At 70.3% G+C, this 12,649-nt stretch carries 11 protein-coding genes; 4 read left to right on the forward strand and 7 right to left on the reverse strand.

What is annotated here, in order from left to right; genetic code table 11:
* The first annotated feature begins 26 nt into the window (after positions 1–26).
* Together aceA and K8612_RS25660 are read left to right on the forward strand one after the other, a co-directional pair.
* Positions 27–1,313, forward strand: coding sequence for an isocitrate lyase (gene aceA / locus K8612_RS25655; protein WP_223744154.1), 1,287 nt, complete (start codon positions 27–29; stop codon positions 1,311–1,313).
* 209 nt (positions 1,314–1,522) lie between these two features.
* Positions 1,523–1,933, forward strand: a complete 411-nt coding sequence (locus K8612_RS25660) for a hypothetical protein (RefSeq protein ID WP_223744155.1) — start codon at positions 1,523–1,525, stop codon at positions 1,931–1,933.
* A 59-nt stretch (positions 1,934–1,992) separates the two neighbouring features.
* Here the strand turns inward: K8612_RS25660 and K8612_RS25665 are convergent, their stop codons facing one another.
* The 6 genes from K8612_RS25665 to K8612_RS25690 all read right to left on the reverse strand — a co-directional run bounded on the left by K8612_RS25665 (position 1,993) and on the right by K8612_RS25690 (position 6,855).
* Positions 1,993–2,238 (reverse strand): hypothetical protein, encoded by a 246-nt coding sequence (locus K8612_RS25665; protein ID WP_223764227.1) that lies wholly within the window; start codon positions 2,236–2,238, stop codon positions 1,993–1,995.
* A gap of 81 nt (positions 2,239–2,319) precedes the next feature.
* A complete protein-coding gene (locus K8612_RS25670) occupies positions 2,320–2,664 on the reverse strand; it encodes a hypothetical protein (protein ID WP_223744157.1) in 345 nt (114 codons plus the stop codon).
* Positions 2,665–2,686: 22 nt separating this feature from the next.
* A complete protein-coding gene (locus K8612_RS25675) occupies positions 2,687–3,973 on the reverse strand; it encodes a TIGR04013 family B12-binding domain/radical SAM domain-containing protein (RefSeq protein ID WP_223764228.1) in 1,287 nt (428 codons plus the stop codon).
* Positions 3,974–4,001: 28 nt separating this feature from the next.
* Positions 4,002–4,925, reverse strand: coding sequence for a type VI immunity family protein (locus tag K8612_RS25680; protein WP_223764229.1), 924 nt, complete (start codon positions 4,923–4,925; stop codon positions 4,002–4,004).
* Positions 4,925–5,725, reverse strand: coding sequence for a hypothetical protein (locus tag K8612_RS25685; protein WP_223764230.1), 801 nt, complete (start codon positions 5,723–5,725; stop codon positions 4,925–4,927). Before K8612_RS25685 ends, K8612_RS25680 begins: the two co-directional genes overlap by 1 nt.
* A 92-nt stretch (positions 5,726–5,817) precedes the next feature.
* Positions 5,818–6,855 carry a polysaccharide lyase gene (locus tag K8612_RS25690; RefSeq protein WP_223764231.1) on the reverse strand — a complete coding sequence of 346 codons (1,038 nt, stop codon included), beginning with the start codon at positions 6,853–6,855 and terminating at the stop codon, positions 5,818–5,820.
* A gap of 334 nt (positions 6,856–7,189) precedes the next feature.
* On the opposite strand from K8612_RS25690, the gene K8612_RS25695 reads away from it, so the two are divergent.
* Positions 7,190–8,215 (forward strand): arginine N-succinyltransferase, encoded by a 1,026-nt coding sequence (locus tag K8612_RS25695; protein WP_223744162.1) that lies wholly within the window; start codon positions 7,190–7,192, stop codon positions 8,213–8,215.
* Here K8612_RS25695 and K8612_RS25700 read toward each other — a convergent pair.
* A complete protein-coding gene (locus K8612_RS25700) occupies positions 8,199–9,218 on the reverse strand; it encodes a lasso peptide biosynthesis protein (protein WP_223744163.1) in 1,020 nt (339 codons plus the stop codon). The genes K8612_RS25695 and K8612_RS25700 overlap by 17 nt on opposite strands.
* Positions 9,219–9,283: 65 nt before the next feature.
* Between K8612_RS25700 and K8612_RS25705 the strand changes: the two genes are divergently transcribed.
* Entirely contained in the window at positions 9,284–12,433 is a 3,150-nt protein-coding gene (locus K8612_RS25705) for an ABC transporter substrate-binding protein (RefSeq protein WP_223744164.1), read from the forward strand.
* The last annotated feature ends 216 nt before the right edge of the window (positions 12,434–12,649 follow it).

The following is a 12,649-nucleotide window of genomic DNA, read 5'->3' on the forward strand; positions in this document are numbered from 1 at the left end:
TCACCAGAAGCCCGAGGAGTCCTGGCATGTACGACGCGACGCCGACCACTTCCGATGCCTCCCCTCACGCGAAGCTCCACGCCCAGCGCTTCGAGGGAATCAAGCGCAACTACACGGAGAAGGACGTGGAGAAGCTGCGCGGCTCCATCCGCGTGAGCTACACGCTGGCGGAGCTGGGCGCCCGCCGCCTCTGGGAGCTGCTCCACACGGAGGACTACATCAACGCGCTGGGCGCCCTCACCGGCAACCAGGCCGTGCAGATGGTGCGCGCGGGCCTCAAGGCCATCTACCTGTCCGGCTGGCAGGTCGCCGCGGACGCGAACAACGCCGGCCAGATGTACCCGGACCAGAGCCTCTACCCGGCGGACTCCGTCCCCTCCGTGGTGAAGAAGATCAACAACGCCCTGCGCCGCGCCGACCAGATCGACCACGCCGAGGGGCGCAAGGACCGCTACTGGTTCGCCCCCATCATCGCGGACGCGGAGGCCGGCTTCGGCGGTCCGCTCAACGCCTATGAGCTGATGAAGGGCATGATTGAAGCGGGCGCCGCGGGCGTCCACTTCGAGGACCAGTTGGCCAGCGAGAAGAAGTGCGGCCACATGGGCGGCAAGGTGCTGGTGCCCACCAGCCACTTCGTGCGCACGCTGACCGCGGCGCGCCTGGCGGCGGACGTGATGGGCGTGCCCACGCTGCTCGTCGCCCGCACGGACGCGGACAGCGCCAAGCTGCTGATGAGCGACGCGGACGAGTACGACCACGCCTTCATCGACAAGGCGGCGGGCCGCACGGGCGAGGGCTTCTACCGCATCAAGGGCGGCCTGGAGTGCGCCATCGCGCGCGGCCTGGCCTACGCCCCGTACGCGGACCTGGTGTGGTGCGAGACCAGCACGCCGGACCTGGCGCAGGCCAAGGCCTTCGCCGAGGGCATCCGCAAGCAGTTCCCCAACAAGATGCTCGCGTACAACTGCTCGCCGTCCTTCAACTGGAAGAAGAACCTGGACGACAGCACCATCGCCAGGTTCCAGCGCGAGCTGGGCGCCATGGGCTACAAGTTCCAGTTCGTCACCCTGGCGGGCTTCCACGCGCTGAACTTCTCCATGTACGAGCTGGCCCGTCAGTACAAGGACCGCGGCATGGCGGCCTACAGCGAGATGCAGCAGTCGGAGTTCGGCGCGGAGAAGCACGGCTACACCGCCACGCGCCACCAGCGCGAGGTGGGCACCGGCTACTTCGACCAGGTCGCCGAGGTCATCTCCGGCGGCAGCGCCAGCACCCTGGCCCTGCACGAGTCCACCGAGGCCCACCAGTTCTAGGCCCGGCGGATCATCCCTGCGCCTGAAGAGGCGCTGAAGGCCGCGGCGTCCCGGGGAAATTCCCTGGGATTTCGCGGCCTTCGCCGTTCGTTGGGCGAATCAGGCAACTTCCCCGGCGCCGGGGCGATAATGCAGGGAACGAACTTGAAGCCCCACAGGCACGCCTCCGGGCGCGCCTCGCAGACCGGGGCCTTTTGACGGGAGCCGCCATGAACCGCATCACGTCTCTCTCCGGTCCTCGGGTGCAGCCGGCCGCGACGAACACCGCCTCCTCCGTGTCGGGCAGCCGCTTCGGCTCGCTGCTGTCGGGCGCGGCCGCGCAGCCGAAGATGGGCGCGCAGTTGACGGGCGGGTCGGTGGTGTCGTCGGCCCTGGCGCAGATGGGGGCCACGCCGCACGGCGGGCTGGTGAACGCCTACACCGCGGGCGCCACCTCCACGCCCATCAACGTCTCGGGCAACCAGGCCCAGCCGCAGCAGGCCGCGGGCTCGCAGACGGGCGCGGAGCCCAAGAGCGAGGAGCTGCAGGCCATCGAGGACCTGGCCATCATGTCGTCGGTGTCCATGTCCCAGTCCATCCTGCACATGGGCGGCATGAAGCTGGACCTGGAGCGCGAGTAGTCCCCGCGCCCCAGGCCGTCCTTCACGGCATTGGATTCACGTGAGCCCTGGGGGAGACCTCAGGGCTTTTTCTTGTCGCTGTCGTCGCTGTACTGGTCGCGGATGCCCGCGTGCCGGTGCCGCGTGTCGTTCCAGGGATGATCCACGTCGGTGCGCTGCCCGCCGTTCTGCCCGGTGACGTCGTTGAGCTCCTCGGAGCGGCCTTCGGCGGGCACCATGTCGCCGTACTCTTCCGGGTCCTTCTGCTTGCTGGGGTCCAGCGGGATGCCGGCGCTCTTCTTGAGGTATTCGTCCTTGGGGTCCATGCCGTCATTCCTCCCTTGAGCCCTCAAGGTGGTGACGGAGTGCCGGACCGGGAGCGGCCGGGCGGCCAGGGGGGCGGCTCCTCAGTTGAGGTACTTCGGCCTCGCCGGAGCCGTGGCGGCGTCCGGGGGCTGGGCCTTCATCATCTCCAGGCCCTGGCGGGTGAGCACGAAGCGGACGACGCCGGAGCCGCGCTCGGTCTCGATTTCGGCCTCGAAGGCGGGCCCGGCGATGCCGCCGAGGGACACGTCCTTGCGCAGGTTGTTCACGCGGCCGGAGAGCAGATCGCCGCCCACCTCGCGTGAGCCCTCGCCGCGCGTGTACAGCTCGAAGGCGGCCTCGTGCAGCGTCATGGCCAGCGCCGGGGTGAGGGGCTGGGAGCTGAAGAGCACGGAGATGAGGAGCCAGTAGGGCGTCTGTTCAGCCATCGCTGGAGTGTAACGGGTGCGGCTAGCGGGCGCGCGGCTGTCTGCGGGCGGCGATGGCCTCCGCGAGCACGCCCTGCGCCCTCCAGTGGCCATACAGGCGGCCCTGGGACGCGAGGAAGTCCAGCCGCTGTTGGGTGCGCGCGTCCAGGCGGCCGGGGGCCGCGTCGCGGAACGGCGTGCCGGGCAGCGGCATGAAGGTGTGGCCGTGCACGCGGGCGCCCAAATCAGACAGCCGCTGCATGAGGTCCAGCGTGGCGTCCACGTCCGAGGGCTCCTCCCCGGGCAGGCCCAGGATGAAGTCCACGTTGGGCACGAAGCCGCCCTCCACGGCGAGCCGCGCGGCGCGCACCACGGTCTCCACGTCGTGGCCGCGCCGGGTGGCCTGGAGGATGCGCTCGGAGCCGGACTGGCCTCCGATGATGAGGTTGTCGTTGGCCACGTAGCGCTTGAGCAGGGCCAGGGCCTCCGGCGTGACGTGCTCCGGGCGCACCTCCGAGGGGAAGGTGCCGTAGTAGATGCGCCCGTCCGGGGCCATGGCCTCCGTCACGGCGGCGAGCAGCTCCTCCACGGCGGCCAGGTTCACGGTCTCGTCGGGGGTGCCGTAGGACAGGGACGTGGGGGTGATGAAGCGCAGGTCGCGCCGTCCCGCGCGGCGCAGCTCGCGGGCCCAGCGGGCGATGTTGGCGACGGTGCGGTGCCGGAAGCGCGCCTTGGACATGAAGGGCGTCTGGCAGAAGCGGCAGGCGTAGATGCAGCCGCGGGTGATCTCGATGGCGCCGAACTTCACGTGCTTCGCGGCGAACGGGGGGAAGTCGTCCAGGCGCACGCCCTCGCCGTGGCCGTGCTGCACGAGCTTGCCGTCCTTGAGGTGCGCGGTGCCGTGCGTGGCGCGGGGGTCCTCGCCCTGGAGGACGCGGGCCAGGAGGGCGCGCAGGGTGTGCTCGCCCTCGCCCACGGCGACCAGGTCGAAGCCGGCCTGGAGCGTCTGGAGCGTCTCGGCGGTGGCGTGCACGCCGCCCGCGATGCAGAGGACGTCGCGGCCCTCCAGCCGCTCGCGCACCCAGCCCAGCTCCTCCACGGAGGGGCCGAAGCTGGCGGAGTAGAAGGACCACGCGGCGACGACGGTGTCGCCCGCGTCCACGCGCTCGCGCACGGTGGCCAGCAGGTCTTCGCGGTTGCGAGGGAAGTGCAGCGACACGTCCGCGAGCGCGGGGTCCGCCTCCACGGCGCCGGCGAGCACGGTGAAGGCGTACTTGCCGGGGTACTGGTAGCTCAGGACGAGCGAGACCTTGCGAGGCGTCTGCGACATGACGGCCGGGGATGATGCCACAGCGCGGTCAGAGGAAGCGGCGCTCCCACTGGCGGACCTCGGCTTCGGTGAAGTCGCCCCAGGAGCCCTTGTGCGCGTAGAGCCACGGTTCCAGAACGCGGGCCAGCTCGCGATATGCGGGCAGTGTGTCACCGGCCTCGAGGTCCCCCGCTTCGGGAACAGGGCCCAGGGACACCACGGCGCGTTCTGGCGACAGGGCTTCGACCCGGGTCGAAGGCGAGTGCAACCGGGAGCGAAGTGCCTCCGCGCCCCCCAGTTCGTTGAGCACGGGCGGCCCCAGGAACGTGAGCCACGCGGGGGGACGGAGCTTCGTGCCCAAGTACGACGCCAGTGCGCCAAGCCCTGGCCCTGGCAGATCGAAACCCGGATGCCGGGCACTCCGGTCCCGGAGAATGGGAGTGGTGTGGTGCCCCCAACTCCACGCCTCCAACGCGGGCCCGGCGTGCCCGGAGCTGAAGGGAAGTCCCCTTCCCAGCTCGACGATCAACGAACGAACAGCTTCATTCCCCCGCGTCTCAAGAAATCCGGTGGGCAGCCAGAACTCCACCGCGCACATGGGCTGCGGGAAGTCCCGAGCGAACAGGGCTGGGATGGTGGAGTGCCCGACATACGAGAACCTGATGCCCGTCACTGAATCAGGACGCCCGCGCGCTTCGATACTGGCCCCACGAGGGTCCATCAATTTCCGCTGGAGGAACCCGGGTTCCTCTTCGGCCAGCGCCCACCAGTACCCGTCGTAGTCCAAGTACCAGCCGAGTGATTCCAGCTCCAGGGCATGGAGGTAACGGTCCAGGGCCTGTGTGACCGCGCCCATCACTTCTTCATGAAAGCCCGGCATGTAGAACACAACACGCAGGCCCTCCCGGAGAATGGTGACCTCCTCCCCTTCGATGTTCAGCGTGGTTTGAACGCGGGGAAACCGTACAGCCATCACTGGACTCCGAGGTTGGGAGAGACCGTCTTGGGAGTCAGCCCTTCGCCGAGCAAGCGCCGATAGACGGTGCCTTGATCCAGATTCTCAAAGACGTGTCCGGGAGGATAGCGGCCCCATGAGGGGTCATTGGTCACGGGACACGGGAACTTGAAGTCGTAGACCCGCTGAACTTCAAGCGGGTTCCCCAAGGCGTGCAGTACCACATCCGGCGCGATGCTCCCCGTGAGCAGGTGGAACAGGCCGTCCCGCAGCCATTGCGCCACCTCCTCCGGCGCCAACCACCGCGTCCGCCCGGTCTTCGTGTCCCGCAGGTAGCGGGGCTCCAGGCTGAACCGTCCTTCATCCGTGACGCCCAGCGCGCGCTGCACGCACTCCAGCGCGGCGGCGTGCTTCGCTTCCCCCAACTGCATCGCCCGGGTGATTTCCCTGCCGTTCGCGTCCACCACCTTCTCCCGGCACACCGCGGGAGAGGTCCTCCCTCCTGGCCCCAGCAGCCGCTCGTTCACCTCCAGGTTCGCCTGCTTCGCGCACTCCACCAGGACGCGCTCCACGCGGGACACCTCCGCCGATTCCCACAGGCGCATCACCGCAGCGGACGGACCTGCCCGGGCCGCCGCCCGGGTCAGCCACGGCAGGATGGCGTCCTGCCCCACCTGAGACGCACACGCCGGATTGCGCAGGCACCCCGCGGTCGCGGAGTCCATTGTCGCCTGGGAATAGCTTCGCGGCGTTCGCACCTCCGGGCCCGCGCACGCGGTCCACAGCAGGAGGCAGCACAGCCATCGGGGAGGAGTCATGCCGCGCCTCCTCGCATGGAGGCGCGGACTCCTTCAACCCACCTCCCGCCCCGGACACACCGGAGCGGGAGGGACCTTCATCCGCCCGTGCCTCAGCTCCGGCGACGGCGCGCCCGCGCCAGCCCCAGCAGGCCCAGCAGCGAGAACGCGGCCAGCGAACCACCGCTCGTCGCGGAGCAACCGCCCTGGAAGTTGGCGTCGCCCTCGCTCTCGTCCAGCGGAGCCGGCTTCACGCCCGTGTTCGTCCCCGCGTCCACGGGCGTGCCCGCGTCCACCACCGGCTCCGGGTCCGGGTCCACCGGCGAGCCCGCGTCCACCACCGGCTCCGGATCCACCGGGCTGCCCGCGTCCACCACCGGGTCCGGGTCCTTCGGCGAGCCCGCGTCCACCGGCGTGCCCGCGTCCACCACCGGCTCCGGATCCGGCTTCACCACCGGGAACACGTCCTCGCGCTTCGTCGCCTGGATCATTCCGTCGTGGTAGACGACGCCCACCGGCTTGACGGTGTCCGCCCGGTACAGGCCCAGCTTCAGGTAGTTGTTCTGCCCGGAGAACATCGTCTTGGCATACGTCTTCTTCAGCACCTGCGTGCCGTTGAGCCACAGCTCCACGTAGCCCACGGACGCGTCCGGGGACCACTTCACGTGGAAGATGAACTCCTGCCACGCGCCGCGCTTGAGCGCCGTGCTCCACACCGTGCCGCTGTCGTTCAACGTCAGGCGGATGAGCTCCCCCTTCACGAAGAACTCCACCGGCGGCGACCCGCAGCACCCGTCGTGGTGCCACTGCGTGAAGAGCTGCCACGCGTCCACGCTGGGGAAGTCGTTCGCGAACATCACCTTCCAGCGGTACCAGTACTCCGAACCCACCTTCTCGTTGCTCAGGTAGACCAGCTCGTTGCGGTTGCCGCTGGAGTTGATGGGGTCATCGCCCTGCTTCACCGTGGCCTTGAGGGCGTACTTCCCCTCCGCCACCGGGCTCGTCACCACCTGGAGCCGGTCCGAGCTCACCATCTGTTCCGTGCTGTACTGGGAACGGTTTCCCGTCTCGAAATCGCCCCGCCAGACGATTTCCGCCGCAGCGAGGCTCGGGAGCAGACAGGCCACGAGCCAGAGGTGCAGTGCTTTCAATGCTGATTCCTTGGGGAGGGGGAAGTGCCGAAACTTTGACGGCAAAGCTTTGACAGACACTACCCCAACTCATTCCCTCACTTCATTCCCCCGCCAAACCATTCCCAGACGCCTGACAACACAGCATGCAACCAGCCAGGCCCTCCCCTGGATTGACACATGTTTCACGATGGGAACGGCCTGCCCGCACCCACCGGGCGGACGGCGGAGCGATGTCCTGAACGCAACGCGTCATTGACAAGGGGGCATCCAGGGGGCTGACGGGACGGGGGCGTGGTGTAAGGTCACGGGCCCTTCCGGCGCTCCCTTCCCGGGGCGCCCTTCCGTGTGCCCCATGCTCGTGCTGCGAGACGTCCAGAAAACCGATTTGCCCGGCCTGAAGCGTCTTGCCGCGGTGCTGAACACGGTCAACCTGCCGAACAACGAGGAGACGCTCGAGGCCATCATCGACAAGTCGGTGAAGAGCTTCGCCGGCAAGGTGAAGGACCCGTTCGAGCGCGAGTACCTCTTCGTGCTGGAGGACGTGCGCAACAACCTCATCATCGGCACGTCGATGATCATCGCCCAGCACGGCACGTACGACGCGCCGCACATCTACTATGAGGTGAGCGAGCGCGAGCACTACTCCGCCTCGCTGGAGCGGCACCTGCGGCACAAGGTGCTGTCCATCGCGTACAACTACGAGGGCCCCACGGAGATTGGCGGCCTGGTGGTGGACCCGCCCTACCGCGCGACGCCGGACAAGCCCGGCAAGCAGTTGTCCTTCGTGCGCTTCCTCTTCATCGCCATGCACCGGCGGCTGTTCCGGCCGCGCGTGCTGGCGGAGCTGCTGCCGCCGCTGCTCCCGGACGGGCGCAGCCTGCTGTGGGAGGCCTGCGGGAAGAAGTTCACCGGCCTCACCTACCTGGAGGCCGACCGGCTCAGCCGCCAGAACAAGGAGTTCATCAAGGAGCTGTTCCCCTCGTCGGACATCTACGCGTCGCTGTTCCCGGACCGCGTGCAGAAGGTGCTGGGCGAGGTGGGCCCGGCCACGCGCGGCGTGCAGCGGATGCTGGAGCGGGTGGGCTTCCGGTACGTGGAGCGCATCGACCCGTTCGACGGCGGCCCGCACTTCGAGGCGGACACGGCGGACATCTCCCTGGTGCGCCGCTACCGCACGGTGAAGCTGGCGGAGGAGGACTTCGAGCTGGAGGGAGACGACGTGCTGGTCGCCGCCGAGCGCGAGTCCGGCCGCAACCGCTTCCGCTCCGTGCGCTGCCAGGCCCGGCTGGACAACACCGTCATCCACCTGCCCGCCCGCGCGAAGGAAATCCTGGAAGTGAAGCCCGGCGCGAAGCTGTCCGTCATTCCGTTCGAGTAGCGCGCACCACGCGCCAGTCCCCGCGCAGGAGCGCCAGCCAGCGCTCCCCGGCCTCCAGCGCGGGGCCCTCCGGCGGCACCAGCGCCAGCGCCAGGTGCGTGTCCGGGCGCACGGGGTCCAGGGACGTGGGGTCCAGCTCCAGCGTCCCGCCACCGCGCAGCGCCACCCGCACCCAGGCGTGCGGCCGGGCGGGGCCGCCGTCCACCACCAGCAGCCCGTGCACCAGCCCCACCCGCTGGCCCCGCTGGCGGGCCAGGGCCGCGTAGCGCAGCGCGTGCGCCAGACAGCCTCCGGCCTCGCCCTCGCCGCCCGCGCGCCAGTCCGCCGCCGAGGGCCCCTTGTCCGGGAAGGCCGCGTGCACCTTCGCGGACAGGGCCCGGGCCTCGGCCGGCGTCCACTCCGTCATCTCCGGGAGCCGGGCGGGGACCGTGCCGCCGGGAACGAGCCTCAGCGCGCCCTCCGTGCCGCCCTCCACGGGCACCCCTTGAGCGAAGAGCTCCGGTGGCGCTCGCAGCCGCTCCCCGGGAGCCGCCAGGGTGAAGCGGGAGTCGCCCACCTCCAGCGCCTGAAGGAGGCCCTGGTCGTCGTAGCGGGCGCGGAAGCGGGCGCCCAGCATCGTGCCCTCCGCGCTCGTGGGGCCTCTCGCCGTGACGCAGTGGGGGCCCTCCTGGCCGGACAGCTCCTCGCGGCCCTTCACGCAGCCCTCGGGGGGCGGGCCCCGCCACAGCCACAGCGCCTGGGGCACCGCGTCCGCGCCCGTCACGCGCCCCGCCGCGTCCACCCGCAGGGCCACCTCTCTCACGCGCTCGCCCGCGTGGCCGTCACGCACGTGCAGGTGGCGGCTGGTGTACGTGAACCGCCCGGCGTCCAGCGACAGCCCCACCGTCCCCACCGGCACGCCCCGCCAGGAGAACACGTACCGCGCCGACCTTCCGGCCTCGGCGCCCGTGCTGGCGGGGTTTGCGGGGAGCGCCAGCATGGCGATGGCGAGCAGGGCCTTCATGTCTCATGAAGCATGCGTCGAAATCAGGACCGGCGCGAGAAGGCGGGTTAGCGTCCACCCCGTCCATGGGCGCCAAACGGTACCTCTTCTCGTTCGGGTTGGTGGCGGCCCTGGTCTCCGCCCTCATCCTCGGCTTCGTGTTGTTCTGGGTGACGGGCAAGCCGGATGACACGGCCGGGTGGATGGTGCTGCTGCTCGGCGTGCCGTTCCTCTGGCTCATCGGCAGCTACCTGTCGTGGTTCCGCTTCGCGGCCATGCGGCGGCGCGAGCGGCGCGACCTGATGTCCCGGCTGGCGGAAGGCGACCTCACCACGCCCATCCACACCGGCTTCGAGGGCCAGGAGGACCTGCGCCGCCTCATCCTGTCCCTGCGCCGGGCCATGTCCCAGGTGCAGCGCGTGACGAGCAACCTGCACCGCACCGGCAACGGCGTGAGCGAGCAGGCCCGCATGCTGCTGGAGGCCGCGCGCCGTCAGGGCGGCGCCGTGGAGCGCACGCTCAGCGCCGTGGGCGGCAACGGCACCAGCCTCCAGGTGGCCATCAAGCGCGTGCAGCACATCGAGACCTTCGCGCATGAAACAACGGGCGCCCTCCTGGAGATGACCGAGCGGCTGCACCAGGTGGTGGACGGCCTGGAGACCGTCAACGACTTCAGCCAGCGCACCAGCGGCCTCACCCAGGCGATGACGGAGCGGCTGAGCCACATCGCCGCGTCGGGCGACGAGCTGGGCCGCTTCGCCTCCGAGGCGGAGGACTTCGTCGCGCTGGTGGAGGGCGGCATCTTCGCCGTGCGCCGCCGCGCCATGGAGACCAACAGCATGGCCGTCGCCGTCACCGCCACCGCCCAGCGCGGCGAGTCGCTGGTGAGCGACAGCGTGCAGGGCATGTACCGGGTGGAGGAGACGGTGCGCAAGGCGGCCGAGCTGATGGAGATGCTCGGCACGCGGTCGCTGGAGATTGGCCGCATCGTGGACGTCATCCAGGAGATCGCCGACCAGACGAACCTGCTGGCCCTCAACGCCGCCATCATCGCCGCCCAGGCGGGCGAGCACGGCCGCCCCTTCGGCGTGGTGGCGAATGAAATCCGCAGCCTCGCGGAGCGCACCACGCGCTCCACGCGCGAGATTGGCACCATGGTGACGGGCATCCGCGACGCGGTGGAGACCGCCGTGGCGCTGGTGCAGGAGGGCCGCGAGCAGGCGACCGCGGGCGTGGCCCTGGGCGACCGCGCCTCCGAGGCCCTGAGCGAGATCCGCACCATCACCCAGCGCACCTTCGCCGCCGTGGAGGCCACGGTGATGGAGACGCAGCAACTGGAGGCGCAGGGCGCCACCGTCGTGGAGGCCAGCAAGCGCGTGGCCCGGCGCGTGGAGGACATCACGCGCATGGCCATCGAGCAGTCCGGCAACGCTCGGGACCTGGTGCGCCAGATCCAGGAGATGTCGCGCGTGGGCCAGAGCGCCGGCCAGAAGGCCGAGGCCCAGGCGAGGACCGGCCGCGACCTGTCCGAGGCGGTGATGCGCCTGAGCGCGGCCATCGAGGAGTTGCGCTCCGCGCACCAGGTGCTCACCCGGGGCGACGCGTCCATCCGCGAGGAGATCGCGCAGGTGCGCGAGGACGCGCGCCGGGTCATCCGCATTGGCGACGGGCTGGACCGCACGGTGGACCAGTTGGGCCACGAGACGGCGAGCCTGGAGGCGGAGGTGTTCCGCTTCCAACTGCCCCGGGCCCGCGTGGGCGGCACGCTGAGGGTGGGCCTGCATCAGTCGGGCTCGCTGCGCGCGCGGCAGACGGTGGATCCGCTGTTCGCCGTGGAGAACCAGATGACGGAGCTGACGGCGTGCCTCTTCTCCTGCCTCGTGAGGCTGGAGGACGGCATGCTGGTGCCCGACCTGGCCGAGCGCTGGGACGCGGACCCGTCCGCGCGCCGCTACCGCTTCTACCTGCGCCGGGGCGTCACCTTCCACGACGGCGCCCTGCTCACCGCGCAGGACGTGAAGCGCCACCTGGAGCGGCTGATGGATCCGGCGCTGCGCTCGCCGGACCGCAGCCTGCTGGAGGACGTGGAGGGCGCGCGCGAGTACGCCAGCGGCCTTGCGCGCGAGGTGACGGGCATCGAGGTCCTGGACGAGGGCACGCTGGAGATCCGCCTGCGTGAGCCCAAGGCGTTCTTCCTCCAGCTCATGGCGCTGACCGCCACGGCGGTGGCGAAGCTGGACCCGGCGGGGAAGCTGGTGGGCACGGGGCCGTTCCGCGTCGTGGGCATGCAGGCGGACCGGATGGTGCTGGAGCGCAACGCCACCTACTGGCGCGGCGGGCTCCCGCTGCTGGACCGGTTGGAGTTCGTCCTCACGGAGACGCGCCCGCAGGCGGTGCGGCAGTTGCTGGACGGGCAGGTGGACCTCGTGTCGTTCCTGCACGTGGAGCACACGGAGGCGCATGGGCTGGAAGCGCACCAGGTGGTGACCAGCACCACGCCCTCCACGGCGTTCCTCGGCCTCAACCTCAACGAGGCGCCGTACAACGACGTGCGCGTGCGGCGGGCGCTGCGCGCGGGCATGGACATCCCGGGCGTGGTGGAGCAGTTCCACCCGGGCGCGCGCGTGGCCCGCACCTTCACGCCGCCGGAGCTGCTGGACGGGGCCCAGGAGCTGGGGCCCACGCCGGTGCCGGACCTGACGCTGGCGGAGCGGCTGTTGCGAGAGGCGGGCGTGCGGCGGTTGCAGCTCACCCTGCACCACGCGGTGGGCCGCGACACGTCCGCCGAGGACGCGGTGCTCTTCCGGCCGCTGATCCAGGCGGGGCTCCTGGAGCTGCGGCATGAGCAGATGCCGCCGGAGGAGTACCTGATGCGCCTGCGCGAGGGGAAGGTCCCGGCGTTCCGCACGCTGTGGCTGGCGGACTTCCCGGACCCCGACGCGTTCCTGCACTTCCTGCTCAACTCCAGCGCGCAGACGGTGTACCCGCTGGGCTACCGCAACCCGGAGCTGGACCGCCTCACCGCCGAGGCGCGCGTGTCCATCGACCCGGAGCTGCGCTCGCAGCTCTACAAGCGCGCGGAGCTGCTGGCGCGCGAGGACTGCCCGCTCATCCCGCTGTACCACGACCGCACGCGCGCGGTCGCGGTGGCCTCCGTGCAGAACCTGCGGCTGCACCAGACGCCGCCGCAGGTGCGCTTCGAGGACCTCTGGGTGGACCCCGCCGCGGGCGGCTGAACGGATCACCCCGGCCACCTTCTTCGCAATCGCCCTCACCCACTCCATCGCCCGCCACCCTCCCCGCCCAAGCCTCGGCCATCCAACCAGAGGGGTCTGACATGGCCCCGAAGCCCCACCCGCCGAAGGCGAAGCGCGGAAACCTGTCCGACTGGAGGTCTGCGCGGAATAAGCAGTCCTACGAGCCGCATAGAGGTGGGGTGACATCGCAAGAAG

The organism is Corallococcus sp. AS-1-6 (genome assembly GCF_020037015.1).
Lineage (GTDB): Bacteria > Myxococcota > Myxococcia > Myxococcales > Myxococcaceae > Corallococcus.